Raw genomic sequence first — 14,158 nt, 5'->3', positions numbered from 1 at the left:
GCGCGGCCGTGAGGAGGAACCGGAACGGCGGTGCGTGACCGAGCAGCCGTCAGCAACTCTGTTTTATACCCGCTGCCATCGGCCGGTTGAGGGGCAGCAAAATGAATTCGCCGCGAGCAGCATCGGTCGTCGGGGTACTTGGCAGCCGACCGCACCAACCCGGGTGCGGAGTGCAAGCCCGTTTGCGGCCGGCGTCACTCCACGAAGACGAACTCCTTCGCGTTGACCAGCACGTGCGCCAGGTCCGCCCACGCCTTCGGGTGGTTCGGCTTCCCGTACTCGTTGGACTGCTCCGCCACGAACGCGGTCGCGGCGCCGAGTTCGTCGTTCGACGGCTCGCGGCTGAACGCGGCGGCGTACATGGCCCGCACCCGGTCCTCGGGTTTTGCGCCCGGCTGCGCGAGCACCCGTTTGGCCCACAGCTCCGTTTGCTGGAGCACGAACGGGTTGTTCAGCATCACGAGCGCCTGCGCCGGGACGTTGGACACCGTGCGCCGGCCGATCGCGGTGAACGGCGTGGGGTAGTCGAACGCGGTGAACATGGGGTTGAGGAAGTTCCGGCGCACCTGGAGGTAGAGGCTGCGGCGGCCGTCGCCGTCGAGCGGACCGGATGCCGGGCGCCCGCGCCCCACTTGGTGCTCTGTGAGGTGCGGCAGCACGCCCGGGCCGTCCGTGCGGAGGTCCAGTCGCCCGCTCACCGCGAGGATGCCGTCGCGGATCGCTTCGGCCTCCAGGCGCTTCACGTTCTGCCGGTGCAGCAGCTTGTTTTGCGGGTCCGCGGTGAGGGCCTTCGCGGTCTGTTCGGGAACGGCCCGGCTCGACTGCTGGTACGCCGCGGAGAGCAGCATGAGCTTGTGCACGGCCTTCAGGCTCCACTTTTTCACGACCAGTTCGGCCGCGAGCCAGTCGAGCAGTTCGGGATGCGTCGGCGGCTGCCCCTGCGCGCCGAAGTCGTCGGGGCTGCGCACGAGCCCCTCGCCGAAGTGGTGCTTCCACAGCCGGTTCACGAGCACCCGCGTGACCAGGGGGTTCGACGGGTCCGTAAGAGTGCGGGCCAGTTCGAGCCGCCCGCTGCCGGCGCTTTTGAAGGCCGGCAGGGCGAACGCTTCGAGCGGGCCGCGGGGCGCCTCGGCTCCGGGACTTTTGTGGCTCCCGCGGATGAACACCCGCTCGTTAATGCCGTTCCCGTCGCGCATCGTTGGGGCGCGTCTGGGGGCAGGCAGTTGTGCCTCGATCTCGTTCGCCCGGGCCGCGAGCCTCTTCGCTTCGTCACCGCCGTCGGCGGGCGCGGCGGGCAAATACACTTTTGTGCCCCCCTCCGCGGGCGGCGGGGTGTCAGCGAAGCGGGCTTCCGAAATGGCAACGAAGCCGGGGCCGTCGTCGAGCAGTTCCAGGTACGCCGGTTGCCCCTTCCACATGCCGAGGTCGAACGTCATCCAGTGAAGCTCTTCGCCGTGACCGATGCCGTGCGCCAGCCCGCCGTAGATCGGGTTCTGAATGAGCTGCAAGCCGTTCAGGATGACCCGCGCCCGCGCGTTCCGCCCCGCGACCCGGATCGCGAGGAACGGCTTGTCGATGGTGAACGTGGGCGACCGCAGCGCCCCCATCAGCTTTTGCGTCTCACGACCGCTGTGGGGGAACCCGTCGCCGCCCTCCGGGCGGAACGCGAGCCCGTCCGCGAACCACCGGTCCCGCCACCCGGCCCCGAACTCTTCGAAAGCGGGGCTCTTCTCACGCCAGCCGGCCGCCGGCTGCGGGTTCGGGGCGCCAGGAGGCGTGTTGTCGCAGGCGAGTTTCGCGCGGACCGCTTTCAGCTCGTCGAGCAGCTTTACCGTGGAGGCCGGGTCGCTCACATCGGCCCGGTTGTACCGCGAGCTGCTGAGCACCCCGAAGAGCGCGTAGTAGTCTTTCGTGCTGACCGGGTCGAACTTATGATCGTGACACCGGGCGCACCCGATGGTCAGCCCCAGCACCGTTTTGCCGAACACGTCGATCTGGTTATCGACGCGGTCGGCGTACTCGGCCCGCGAATCGACCGGCGAGTGCTTAGCCTCCCCGAGCCACCAGAACCCGGTCGCGATGAGCGCGTCGTTCAGCCCGTCCTTCGAGAACCGCGGCGGGAGCAAATCCCCGGCAACGTGTTCCGTCAGAAAGGTGTCGTAAGGCACGTCGGCGTTGAGCGCCCGGACCACGTAGTCGCGGTACCGCCACGCGTCCGGGATGTCGAAGTCGAACTCGTGGCCCTGGGTCTCGGCGTACCGCACGAGGTCCAGCCAGTGGCGCGCCCACCGCACCCCGTATTGCGGCGACGCGAGCAACCGGTCCACCACCTTCTCGAACGCGCCGGGTCCGTCGTCCTTCAGGAACGCGTCAACTTCTTCGGGGGTGGGGGGAAGGCCGGTCAGGTCGAAGGTGACGCGCCGCAGCAGCGCGCGTTTTTTGGCGGGCGGGGCGAACGAGAGGCCTTCTTTTTGGAGCCGCGCGAGCAGGAACCGGTCGATGTCGTTGCGGACCTCGGCTTTCGAGCCCTGGATGTCCGGCACCGGGGGCCGCTGGATCGGGCGGAACGACCACTGAGCTTTCGCGCGGGCGTGCGGGTCGAACTTTTCGGTCGGCCCCTGTACGTTCCCGCCGTCGGCGGGCCAGGGCGCGCCGCCCTTCACCCACGCCGTGAGAGTCGCGATGTCGGCGTCGGAGAGCTTCCCCTTCGGCGGCATTTTGATGTCGCCGCCGTAAGCGACCGCCTCAATGAGCAAGCTTTTCGCGGGGTCACCGGGTTTCACCGCGGGGCCGTTGTCGCCGCCTTTGGCGAACTCGCCCTTGGTGTCGAGTCGCAACCCACCTTTCTGCTTCTTGGCGTCGTGGCAACTGGTGCAGTGCGCGACCAGGATCGGCCGCACCTTCTTCTCGAAGAACTCGTTATCGACCGGTTCGGCGGCGCGAGCGACCGGGGCCAGAAGTGCGACTGCGACGAGCGCGGCGGTTCGCATAAGTTAAGATCCGACGGCGAGTGAGGCGGGAGCCTCATTGTCCGCCAAGCAGCGCACGGGTTCAAGCGAAACCGCCCCCGGCGAGGGGCGTCTTCAGGGCGGTACACGGTTCCGGATCGGGGCTCAACGGCGGGTGGAATCGCATGGCGTCCGAACGCGAGGCACCGTCGGCGGTCGATTACGTGGTGATCGCGCTGAGCCCGGCGCTGGTCATGCTCATGGTCGGCAGCCTGGTGTTCTTCCTCGTGGAAGTGCTGTACGCCGGGCAGTACTCGGGCCGGCTGCTGTACACGATGTTCTTCTTCGTGTTCGGGGCGGTTCTCGTCGCTCGCATCTCCATCCAGTACGACGCCGCCCGCGCGTCGCTGTACGGTGCCGGGCTCGCGATCGCGACGTATCTGGCGCTCCTGGCCTACGTCGAGTACCCCGCGGGGTGGCTGCGGGCGTGGGGCTGGCTCGTGAACCTCGGGCTGCTCGTGCTGATCTGGTGGAGCGCGCACAAGCTCACCCGGGACTGCACCCACCTGGACGAGAAGGACAATTCGAGCGGGCGCGGGCTGCTTTCCGCCGCCGGGCTGGACGCCGACGAGCCCGCGCCGGGGGCGGACGGGGCGCACGCGCCTCCCGAACCGGCCAAGCCCGTTCGCGCCCGGAAAAAGAAGGGCAAAAAGAAAACGGCACACGACTCGAAGCTGTGGGACTGGATCGAGCGGTACAAGGCGCACCGCGAAGCCGAGCGCAAGAAGGGGCACACGCCGGGCGTGTGGGTGCTGTACTTCGCCCTGGCCGCGCTGCCGCTGTTCGCCCTGGGGCAGTCGCTCGTCGGCCCCGACGACGCGGCCCGGCGCCGGGCCACGTTCCTTCAGATGGCGGTCTACATCGGGAGCGCGCTCGGGTTGCTCGTGACGACCAGCCTGCTCGGGGTGCGGCGCTACCTGCGGCAGCGCAAGGCGAAGGTGCCGGTTCCAATGACCGTGAGCTGGCTCGTGTTCGGCGGCGTCCTGATTGCGGCGTTCCTCGTGCTCGGCGCGTTCCTTCCGCGACCGCACTCGGAGGTGCCGTGGTTCGGGATCGAGCGTGCCGGCAAGGCGCAGAGGAACGCGTCCCGGAACGCGCAACTTGGCGATGCGTCCGGCCAAGGCGACGGACGCGGCGGCAACAAGGCGAAAGCCGGAAACGGCTCCGCGAGCGGAAAGGGCGGTCAGCCCGGGGGCGGAACAAAAGGTGAGAAGGGGAGCGGCGGAAAGGGCTCGGAGGGCAAAGGCGGGAGCGGGAAGAAAGGTGATCAGTCCGGCGGGGAGCAGAAGGGCAACGGTAAAGGACAGGGGGGCGAGAACGAGGGCCGTAAGGACAACGAGAACGACCAGCCGGGCGGTGACCCCGACCGCGAAGGCGAGGACGCGAAAAGCGACGGCGGGCGAAAGAGCGGCTCGCCGTCCGATTCGCAGATGAGCGAAACGTTGGCGAAGATTGCGGGCGTGGTGAAGTGGATCGTGTTCGCGATCATCGCCATCCTGATCGTGTTCGGGCTGTTTTTCGGGGTGCTGAAGTATCTTGCTCCGTTCACGGAATGGGCTCGGCGCTGGCTAGAAGGAATCCGCTCGTGGTGGCAAAGTTTGTTCGGGGCACGCACCCGCCGCGAGGGCGGGGCCGCGGTCGGCGAAACGAAACCGCCCGGACCGCAGCGCCCGCCGCCGTTCAGTGCGTACTCGAACCCGTTCGCCGACGGCACGTCCGAGGAACGCGACCCCGCCGAACTGATCGCGTACACGTTCGAAGCGTTCGACGCCTGGGTCTGGGATCACGGCTCCGGGCGCGACCCGGCGGAAACGCCGCTGGAGTTCGCCCGGCGTGTCGGAGAAGCCTTTCCCGATCACGCGGAGGCGTTTGCCAAGCTGTCGAACGTGTACACACGCACGGCCTACTCGGAGCTTCCCATTCCCGAGAACGCGCTCGCGGTGCTGGAGGACGTGTGGGAACGTCTGGTACACGGGGCCGGAGTGGAAGTTTGAATCGAGAACCGCGGGGCGGTCGCGGCTCGTCTTTGCAGCGGCTGGCGGATTTCAGTTCGCGTCACCGGCGGTTTGTTGCTTCGCCTTTTGTATTTCCTCCCGCAGCAGCGCTTCGAGTTCGTCGGCGCGTTCGACGTTGCGCCCCCGGAGGTCGTTCACCTCCCAGCGGTCGTCGGGCTTTTCGTATAGTTGCGGCTCGCGCGGCGGGTCGCCCTCCGGCACGAGGGTCGGCACGATCAACGACCATTCACCCGTGCGAAGAGCGATTTCGGCCGCGCCTCCCAGTTCAAGCTGCGTGATTGCGGACGCACGCGGCGACTCCGACAGCCCTCGCGCCGCCGGTAGCAGGCTGTGACCGGGTGTACCAGCCGGAGGTGCGAGACCGAAAAGTTCGAGCAGCGTCGGGAACAGGTCCGGCGGCTGCGTGAACCCGCTCACGCGCCGTCCGGCCTGTTCGGCGTTCGGCAGGCGGAGCAACAGCGGCAGGTGAACCAGTTCCTCGTGCAGCCAGGGGCGGTACAACCCGACCTGGCCGTGTTCGCCGAGCGGGTGCCCGAAATCGGACGTGATCAGCCACGCCGCGGACCGATCCAGCCCCTCCTCACGCAGGATCTCGAACACGGCCCCGAGTTCCGCGTCGAGTTTCGTGACCACCGCGGCGAACGTCTTGTGCAGCCAGTCCCAGAGGTCGAGGTCGGCGCGATCGAACGGCCCGGTGGGCGGGTCGGCGAACGGCTCGACGGGCTCTTCGGGTTCCTCCGTCTCCGAAATCGCCGGGGTTGGCTCCTCGGGTTCGTGGGCCTCTTCAGCCCCTTCAGACTTGTCCGCCTCGTCGGATTCGAGTTCCTCGACTTCGTCCGTCTCTTCCGCCTCGTCCGAGTCCGATTCGGGCTCGTCGCCATCAGCCGTTTGAGGCCACGGCCCGGGTTCCTCTTCGGTATCCTCCAGGTACGCCTCAAACACGTCCTGTTGGACGTCCCACGGGGGGAGCAGGCGGTCCGTTTCGATCCAGAGCAAGAACTCGGGAACGTCGCGCAGGCGTTCCAGGAGGGCGGGCAGTGAGCGGATCAGTTCTTCGAGCGGGGAATCGTCGTCCGGCTTGGGGCGGGCGTCGAACACTTCCTGCCAGCCGGCGTAGAACCAGTCGGGGGCATCGGTGTCGGGGTGGTTCGCGCGCACGAGAACGGTTCGCGGGGAAGAACCGCGCACCCCTGCCCCTTCACCGATAAAGAGAAGAGGGGTTTCGGTCACCGGTCCGCGTGTTTGCTCGCTTTCGGTAGGGGAAACGTGCTTTCCCAGCCACGCCCGGCGTGCGGCGTCCGGGCCGGGGCGATCGCTGATGTGCCGATCGAACGTGACGCCCTCCGCGGCGAACCGGTCCAGGTGCGGGGTGCCGACCCAGTCGTTGCCGTAGGCCCCCAGCCACCCGGCCGGGAGCCCGTTGAGCGCGAAAACGATCACTCGCATTCGAAGATTCCCAGGTACGCAGGTCGGAACAGAACGGTGGCCGCCCGGCCGGCGGCGCCGGGCGTTTCCACTTCCGACTTGAGGCCGAGCAGGGGCGGAAAGGTTCACCGGACTATTCGCTCCGGCCCGCCAGGATAAGCTAGCAGGGTGTCACCGGGGTGGGAGGTTTCCGCGTGCTGGGTCCGATCTTTTCGCGCGAAGTGGTCACGGTGCCGCGGCGGTCCGGGCACTACCCCCAGCGGGCGGCCCTGGTCGGGCTGCTGTGCATCCTGGGGGTCACCACCTGGCAGGCCACCATCGGGTTCGCCCGCGACGCCACGCTCGGCGAGACGGCGAACTTCGGGCTGCTCCTGTTCCAGATCGTTGCGTTCGTTCAACTGTTCCTCACGCTGTTCTTCGCCACCCTGTCGGCCGCCGGAGCGGTCTCGCAGGAGAAGGACCGCCGGACGTTCGTGCTCCTGCTCCTCACGGACCTGCGGGACTACGAAATCGTGCTCGGGAAGTTGCTCGGCGCGCTGCTGCCCATTCTGATCCTGCTCTTTGTGAGCGTGCCGGTCCTCGCGCTCTTGCTGCTGCTCGGCGGGATCGATCCCGAGCAGGTGTTCCAGGCCGTGCTGGTGCTGTTCGCGTCGGCGATCGCGGCCGGGTCGCTCGGCGGGCTGGTGGCGCTGTGGCGCGACAAAACCTACCAGGCGCTCGCGCTGTCGGTCCTCTTCCTGGTTCTATACGTGTGCGTTTCGCAGGGCGTCGGCACGGTCGGCCCGATGCTCGTTGCGGACTGGGACTGGCCGACGGTGCAGGCGTGGGTCGACCCCTTCGTTGCGATGCTCAGTGTCCTCGAACCGCCGACGACCGGCGCGGGGCTCGCGCCCGCCTACGGGTTCGTGCTGGTGACGCTCGCGTTCTGTGCCGCCCTCAACGGCATCGGCATTTGGGGGCTGCGGAAGTGGAACCCGAGCGGCGAGCCGATCATGCAGCGCGAAAGTTCGAGCGCCGCGGAAGACCCGGAGTCGAACGAGGCCGTTGAGGCCGAGAAGCGCGCCCGGGCGCACGCCGCGCCCGGCGACGCGCGCCAAGTGTGGGCCAACCCGGTCCTGTGGCGCGAGATCCGCACCCTGGCTTACGGACGCCGGCCGCTGCTGGTGAAGTTCGCCTTCGGGATCGTGCTAGCGCTAATCCTGTACTTCGCGGTGAACGAGCTGAACCGGCCCGGCGGGCGGCCCGCGTTCGCCGCCGCCTACGGGTTGGTGCCGGTGGCCGTGCTGAGCTTGCTCCTCGTCGCGGCCCAAGCGGTGACCTCCATCACCTCCGAGCGCGACGGTGCCGCACTCGACGTGCTCCTCGTGACCGACGTTTCCCCCAAGGAGTTCGTGTTCGGGAAATTGCTGGGGGTGCTGTACAACACAAAAGAGTACATCATTCCGCCGCTGCTGCTCGCGGGGTTCTACGCGATCCGCGGCGCGCTGGCGCGGACACCGGCGGGCACCCCACCCGGCGACGTGCTGGCGGCTAATTTCGGCCCGATGGTCGCGGTGGTCGGCGCGCTGATCGTGCTGTTCGGGTTCGCGACCGCACTCGGGTTGCACGTTTCGCTCCGCATCACACAAAGTCGGCTCGCGATCGGGCACACGCTCGGGACGGTGTTCTTCCTGTCCACCGGGACGCTGATCAGCATTTACCTGATCGTTATCAACGGCGGCAGCTTCGGGAACCAGTGGTTCAGCTTCCTGGCCTTCCTGGTCTTGGGCATCGGGGGCCTGCTGTACGTGCTCAGCGCCGACCGCCCGTCCCCGGCCCTGACGCTCGCGAGCGTCGTGTGCCCGCTGGCGATGTTCTACTGCGTGGTCAACGTGCTCATCGGCGGCCGCCCCGGTGCGGAAGAATCGGCGGACCCGCTGGTGCCGTTCCTGGCGCTGGGGGCCGCGTTCGGGTTCGCCGTGTACGCGATGCTGTTCCCCCTGGTCACCGAGTTCGACGTGGCGCTGGGCCGCACCGCCCAGCCCAACGAGAGCTGATCCAACAGAAAGAGAATGGCCGCAAAGAAGCACAAAAAGCACAAAAAAGAACCGAGAGGCGATCAAACCCTGGCAACCTGTTTGGTCTGTGCAGTTTCTTCTTTTGAGCTTTTTGTGCTTCTTTGCGGCCATTCTGTCTTTGCCCTTCGAGGTCGAAGCGCCATGAAGCTGTTCGCACCGGTATTGGTGGTGCTCGCACTGTGCTCGTCGGGCCGGGCCGACGAACCCAAGACGTTCCCGACCGCAACGCACAAGGGGGGCGAACTCCGGTACGTTGACAAGGTGCCGGTACTGATCCTGAAGGGCAAACCCGCCGAGATCGGCGAGCAGTTCGGCAAGCTCGCGATCGCCAATGCACCGGACCTCACCAAGCTCCACGAGCAGTTCCTCGCCGACTCCGGCCAGACGGCCACCTACCGGCTCATTGAGGCCATGTCGCGGCGGCTCAAGCCGAACTTCCCTCCGCACGTTGCGACGGAGCTTGAGGCCGCGGCGAAAGCCTCCGGGCGCCCGGAAGGGTTGCTCCTGTTCGCCAACACGATCGCAGACCTCACCAGCGGCCTCGGGTGCTCGACGATCATTGTGGAAAAAGAGCGGAGCACCACAGGCGCGCCGCTGTTCGCCCGGAACTTCGACTGGATTCCCACGAAGGGCATCACCGAGCACACGCTGGTGGCGGTCTACAAGGGCGAGGGCAAGCGGGCGTTCGCGGCGATCACGGTGACGCCGATCGCGGGCGTCATCAGCGGGATGAACGACGCCGGGCTGTGCGTCACCATCAACGAGATCCACCTGCGCCGCAGCAAGGACAACGCGAAGTTCAACTGGAGCGGAACCCCGCTGCTGCTCAACTTCCGCCGCGTGCTGGAAGAGTGCTCGACCGTCGCGGAAGCCGAAAAGCTGCTCCGCGGCTCGAAGCGAACCAGCTCCTGCTGCCTGACGATTTGCGACAAGAACGGCGGCGCGGTGTTCGAGTTGACTCCGGACAACCTCGAAGTGCGCAAGAACGAGAACGGGGTGTGCTGCTGCACGAACCACTTCCGTACCGACAAGCTCAGCGTGACGACCAAATGCGACCGTTACGACAAGCTCTCTCTACTCCAACAAAAGGACGCGCCAAAACTCGGCGTGAAGGACGCATTCGAGCAGCTTCAAAAGGTGGACCAGGGCAAGGGCACGCTCCAGAGCATGGTGTTCGAGCCGTCGGAGCGAGTGATACACCTGGCCTACGGCCCCGGGTCGGCGAGTAAGCTTCCGCCGGTCAAGCTGGATCTGGGCAAGCTGTTCGACGAAAAGTAACGGTAAGCCCCACCGGAGCCTGAGAGCGCATGCGGGGCAACCAATCCCCGGCCCACCTCAAGGTTCGTGGGGTTTGCGCCGGGTGCCTTTACGCCAGGCGGTTGCGCAGGAGGCTTTTCACACGTTCACCCCCTTCCCTTCAGGGAAGGGGGCGGGGGGTTAGGTTGCCCCGCACGCGCCCTCGATCCGCTTCGGTCTCTTCGGACAGAAGTTGGAGGGTCGGTCACTTCCGAGCGTAAGGTGGGCCATGCCGAACGGTACACTTCAGGACCTGCTCGCGGCGTTCGACCCGGAACGGCCGCTGGAGCGGGCCGGCACCATTCCGAACACGTGGTACACGGCGCCCGAGATTTACGCGCTGGAGCGTGACGCGGTGTTCGCCCGCACCTGGCAGATGGTCGGGCGGGCCGATCAAGTCGCGAACCCGGGCCAGTATCTGACGGCTGATATCGCCGGTGAACCCGTTCTCGTGGTGCGCAACGAGAGCGGCGAACTGAAGGCGTTCTTCAACGTCTGCCGGCACCGGGCCGCACGTTTGTGTACCGACGAATGCGGCACCGTCACGAAGTTCCGGTGCCGCTACCACGGGTGGACCTACGACCTCAGCGGGGCGCTTCGGGGGGTGCCCGAGTTCGACGGCGTTCAGGACTTCCGCCGCGAGGACAACGGCCTGCCGCCGGTCGCGGTGGCGGTGTGGGGGCCGTTCGTGTGGGTACACCTCACCCCGCCGCGCGAACCCGTCGACGCTTACCTGGGTCCGTTGGTCTCGTGGGGGGCGGGAGCGGCTCTCGGGGAACTCAAGTGGCACGCCCGAAAGAGTTACGACCTTCGGTGCAACTGGAAGGTGTACGTCGATAACTACCTGGACGGCGGGTACCACGTGAACACCGTCCACCCGGCCCTCGCGGGGACGCTCGATTACACGAAGTACCGCACCACCTGCGACGGGAACGCGGTACTACAAAGCAGCCCGACCAAGCCGGCGGAAGGCGACGCGGGGCAGACCCGCACCGGCGACGCGGCGTACTGGTGGCTGTACCCAAACTTCATGCTCAACGCCTACGCCGGCGTGATGGATACGAACCTGGTGTTGCCGCTGGGACCGGACCGGTGCCGGGTGGTTTTCGATTTTTATTTCGCCGATTCGCTCGATCATGACTTCAGGCGCAAAAGTGTCGAGGTCGCCGAGCAGGTGCAGCAAGAAGACATCGGCGTGTGCGAAGAGGTGCAGCGGAACCTATACAGCCGCAGCTTCTCGACCGGCCGGTTCAGCGTGAAGCGCGAGAACGGCGGGCACCACTTCCACGCAAAGCTGGGGCGCGTGCTCAGGGGAGCAGCGCAGTGAACCATCGCACTCGTCAGTTTTTCTTTCGGCACTATTGGTGGCTTGCCTTCGGCTGTGCGGGGTTGGTGATCTGCGGAGTCCACGGGGCAAACGTTGAAAAGCGATGGGAAATGACGGCTGCGATCATCGGTGTCATCGCCAGCGTCATCTACTTCGTTCAAAAACAAAAGCTCGAAGAGACGCAGCTATTTGAGAGGCTCTTCGTCCGGTTTAACGAGCAGTATTCCAGACTGCACGAGCAGCTTCAGCAGATTTGCCGCCAAGACGGGGAAGAAATACTCCTGAGCGCCCAGCAGGCCGAAACACTCGACAAGTATTTCAACCTATGTGCCGAGGAGTTTCTGTTCTATTCGGAAGGGCGGATACTCACCAAAGCCTGGTCAGCTTGGTGCCGCGGAATGCTCATCTATCTCCAAAATCCGATAATTGCGCGCTGGTGGCAGCAACAAGAAACCACCAATTCGCACTACGGGTTGACGAGAGCTGAGATCGAACGTGGGGCCATTAAGTTAACGTAGTTTAATCTGGAAAGGTGCTTACGTGAACGACGAGTCGGGGGCGCAATTTAGGTCCGGGCTGATGTTCGGGCTGGTGGCGTACCTGTGGTGGGGGCTGGTGCCGTTGTACTTCGCCGCGCTGGCCGCCTTCGGCGTGCCCGCGTGGGAGATTCTGGCTCACCGCATTGCGTGGTCGCTGCCCATTATGGCCCTGCTCACGCTCGCCCTGGCGGGCTGGAAAGACGTGGTCCGCGTCCTGCGGTCCCCGGCGCTCGTTTCAACGCTCCTGCTCTCGGCGTGCCTGCTCGCGCTCAACTGGCTCATTTACATCTACGCCACCGTGACCAACCGCGTCGTCGAGGCGAGCCTCGGTTACTACATGATGCCGCTGGTGAACGCGGCCCTCGCGCCCATCTTCCTGAAAGAAAAGCTGCGGCCGGCGCAGTTCCCGGCGCTGGTGCTGGTGGCGCTCGGCGTCGCCATTCCGTTCGCCTGGAACGGCAATTTCACCTGGATCGCCGTGGCCCTGCCGATCACCTTTGGGGCGTATGGTCTCGTGCGCAAAAAGGTGGCGGTCGAGAGCATGACCGGGCTGACGGTGGAAACGATTCTCATGCTCCCGCCGTCGCTCGGGTTCCTCCTGTACCTGTCGGCCACGGGGCAGAACCACATGACCCCGGCCGACTGGCGGCTCAACGCGCTGATCGCCTTCAGCGGGATCGTCACCGTTGTCCCGCTCCTCACCTACACGCTGTCGCTGCGCCGGCTGCCGCTGCTGGCGGTGAGCTTCATTCAGTTCCTGTCGCCCACCGTGCAGATGGTGATCGCGGTGATCTGGCTGGGCGAAACGCTCGGGCCGGAGCGCGTCGCGGCGTTCGTGTGTGTGTGGTCGGCGGTGCTGATCTTCATCGGCGACGCGCTCTGGCAGGCGCGTCAGAAGCGCCGCGCCCGGCGCGGCGCCTCCGACCTCGTCGGGCCGCTCACACCACGATTCGGTGGACTTCCGTCTGCGGTTCCCCACCGGTGACGTGGACCTGCCCCTGGGCGTCGATGTACACGTCCACCTCGCTCCGGACGCCGAAGTCGGGCAAATAAATGCCCGGCTCGATGCTGAAGCACGTGCGGGGTATGATGCGCCGGTCCTCGCGGGTTTCGAGCCCGTCGATGTGGGCGCCGTTCCCGTGGACCTCCTGCCCGATGTTGTGGCCGGTGCGGTGCGTGTAGTTCGCGCCGTACCCGGCCTTCTCGATCACGTCGCGGGTCGCGTTGTCGATCTCCCAGCCCAGTAACGGCGTCCCGGCGGCAAACGCGTCCTTCGCCTTTTGAATGCCCGCATCCCGCGCCGCCGCGACCACCGCGAACACCTTCGCGTACTGCTCGGGTACGGTGTCCCCCACGTACACAACACGGGTGTAGTCCGCGTACACCGCCCGCGGGCGGTTCATCTTCGCCCACAGGTCGATCAGCACGAACGAACCCTTCTGGATGAGCGCGTCGGTGGCCGCCGCGGTGTCGAAGTGCGGGTCGCCGCTGTGCGGCCCCACGCCCACGATCGGCGGGCTGTAGGTCGTCATCCCGTTGTCGGCGAAGTGCTTCATGATCCGTGCCTGAACGGCCGTTTCCATTACCTTACCGTGCGCGCGGATCTCGTCGGCGATGAACGCGAACGCAACGTCGTAGGCCGCGCGGCACAGCTTCGCCGCCTCGAAGTGCGATTTCTCCTGGTCCGCGTCCCACACCGCCTCGAACTGCTGGATCAGGTCGCCGGACGCGAGCACGTCCGCGCCGAACGAGCGCACGAGTTCGACGGTGCCGGCGTCGACACGGCCGATGTACGGGTTCGCGTTCCGCGGGCTGTACTCCATCGCCACCTTCTTCGCCCCGCCCACGAGCACGCCGACGCCGGCTTCAAGTTCCTGCCACCGGCGGTAAATCGTTTTGTCGGCGCCGGGCAGGTGATCGAGTGCCGCGGGCTCGATCGCGTGAACCAGCTTCTTCGCTTCGCCGGTGGCGGGAACGAAGTAGAACCACCGCCGCGACAGCTTCTTCTCCGCGACACCGGCGACTCGCTGGGCGAGCACGTTGAGCCCGCGGAAGTCGTACAGCAGCCAGCCATCGAACCCGGCTTCGCGGATCGCGGCCTGGACCGCAGACAAATCGAACATGATTAACGTCCTCACGCAACAACGGCCGAGGGCTCGCGCTCCCGGCGACGGGGTGGCACCTTCCGGACTGAGAGAGTGGGGGGTTGTCTTAGCCTCGAACGGGGCCGCTGTCTTCTCGTCAGGAACCGAGCGGTGCTCCGGCCAAACTCGCAGACACCATTTGACCGCGAGAATGTGGCAGTCGCGACGGTGCCCTGCGCCACCGTCTCAGCGTTCAGGAACGTCCGCCGTAACTCTTTCCACCGGAAATGGCGTGAGGCGCAGGGTCCCCGGGTTCGACATCCACATCATGTCTTGTCCAGCCGCGGCCAGCACCGGCACACACCGGTCACGACTGGCGATGGAGTCGGACACTCCGAACCGGCCCG

9 protein-coding genes are annotated in these 14,158 nt (G+C 66.3%); 6 read left to right on the top strand and 3 right to left on the bottom strand.

What is annotated here, in order from left to right; translation table 11 throughout:
* Positions 1-194: 194 nt before the first annotated feature.
* Positions 195-2,990 (bottom strand): PSD1 and planctomycete cytochrome C domain-containing protein, encoded by a 2,796-nt coding sequence (locus R5W23_RS21620; RefSeq protein WP_320688073.1) that lies wholly within the window; start codon positions 2,988-2,990, stop codon positions 195-197.
* A 143-nt stretch (positions 2,991-3,133) separates the two neighbouring features.
* Here R5W23_RS21620 and R5W23_RS21615 point away from each other — a divergent pair, with 143 nt between their 5' ends.
* Complete coding sequence (locus R5W23_RS21615) at positions 3,134-5,002, top strand: DUF4129 domain-containing protein (RefSeq protein WP_320688072.1); 1,869 nt, start codon at positions 3,134-3,136, stop codon at positions 5,000-5,002.
* 51 nt (positions 5,003-5,053) lie between these two features.
* Here the strand turns inward: R5W23_RS21615 and R5W23_RS21610 are convergent, their stop codons facing one another.
* On the bottom strand, positions 5,054-6,469 hold the full coding sequence (locus R5W23_RS21610) for a sulfatase-like hydrolase/transferase (RefSeq protein ID WP_261184944.1): 1,416 nt from the start codon (positions 6,467-6,469) through the stop codon (positions 5,054-5,056).
* Between the two features lie 173 nt (positions 6,470-6,642).
* Here R5W23_RS21610 and R5W23_RS21605 point away from each other — a divergent pair, with 173 nt between their 5' ends.
* The 5 genes from R5W23_RS21605 to rarD all read left to right on the top strand — a co-directional run bounded on the left by R5W23_RS21605 (position 6,643) and on the right by rarD (position 12,652).
* A complete protein-coding gene (locus tag R5W23_RS21605) occupies positions 6,643-8,484 on the top strand; it encodes an ABC transporter permease (protein ID WP_261184946.1) in 1,842 nt (613 codons plus the stop codon).
* Positions 8,485-8,646: 162 nt separating this feature from the next.
* Positions 8,647-9,783 (top strand): C45 family autoproteolytic acyltransferase/hydolase, encoded by a 1,137-nt coding sequence (locus R5W23_RS21600; protein ID WP_261184948.1) that lies wholly within the window; start codon positions 8,647-8,649, stop codon positions 9,781-9,783.
* Between the two features lie 247 nt (positions 9,784-10,030).
* Positions 10,031-11,128: an aromatic ring-hydroxylating oxygenase subunit alpha gene (locus tag R5W23_RS21595; RefSeq protein WP_261184950.1), complete on the top strand. Its 1,098-nt coding sequence runs from the start codon at positions 10,031-10,033 to the stop codon at positions 11,126-11,128.
* Positions 11,125-11,646: a hypothetical protein gene (locus tag R5W23_RS21590; protein ID WP_261184952.1), complete on the top strand. Its 522-nt coding sequence runs from the start codon at positions 11,125-11,127 to the stop codon at positions 11,644-11,646. The genes R5W23_RS21595 and R5W23_RS21590 overlap by 4 nt, the downstream gene beginning before the upstream one ends.
* Positions 11,647-11,668: 22 nt before the next feature.
* On the top strand, positions 11,669-12,652 hold the full coding sequence (rarD, locus tag R5W23_RS21585) for an EamA family transporter RarD (RefSeq protein ID WP_261184954.1): 984 nt from the start codon (positions 11,669-11,671) through the stop codon (positions 12,650-12,652).
* Here the strand turns inward: rarD and R5W23_RS21580 are convergent.
* Positions 12,606-13,790: a M24 family metallopeptidase gene (locus R5W23_RS21580; protein WP_320688071.1), complete on the bottom strand. Its 1,185-nt coding sequence runs from the start codon at positions 13,788-13,790 to the stop codon at positions 12,606-12,608. The genes rarD and R5W23_RS21580 overlap by 47 nt on opposite strands.
* Between the last annotated feature and the right edge of the window lie 368 nt (positions 13,791-14,158).

Source organism: Gemmata algarum (genome assembly GCF_034097035.1).
Lineage (GTDB): Bacteria > Planctomycetota > Planctomycetia > Gemmatales > Gemmataceae > Gemmata > Gemmata algarum.
Note: the sequence above shows the minus strand (reverse complement) of the source record. Positions and strands in the feature narration are given on the sequence as shown.

What these genes read in the sequence shown, in the direction of transcription:
- R5W23_RS21620 (WP_320688073.1), bottom strand. Translation starts at nt 2,990, where the DNA reads ATGCGAACCGCCGCGCTCGTCGCAGTCGCACTTCTGGCCCCGGTCGCT.
- R5W23_RS21615 (WP_320688072.1), top strand. Translation starts at nt 3,134, where the DNA reads ATGGCGTCCGAACGCGAGGCACCGTCGGCGGTCGATTACGTGGTGATC.
- R5W23_RS21610 (WP_261184944.1), bottom strand. Translation starts at nt 6,469, where the DNA reads ATGCGAGTGATCGTTTTCGCGCTCAACGGGCTCCCGGCCGGGTGGCTG.
- R5W23_RS21600 (WP_261184948.1), top strand. Translation starts at nt 8,647, where the DNA reads ATGAAGCTGTTCGCACCGGTATTGGTGGTGCTCGCACTGTGCTCGTCG.
- R5W23_RS21595 (WP_261184950.1), top strand. Translation starts at nt 10,031, where the DNA reads ATGCCGAACGGTACACTTCAGGACCTGCTCGCGGCGTTCGACCCGGAA.
- R5W23_RS21580 (WP_320688071.1), bottom strand. Translation starts at nt 13,790, where the DNA reads ATGTTCGATTTGTCTGCGGTCCAGGCCGCGATCCGCGAAGCCGGGTTC.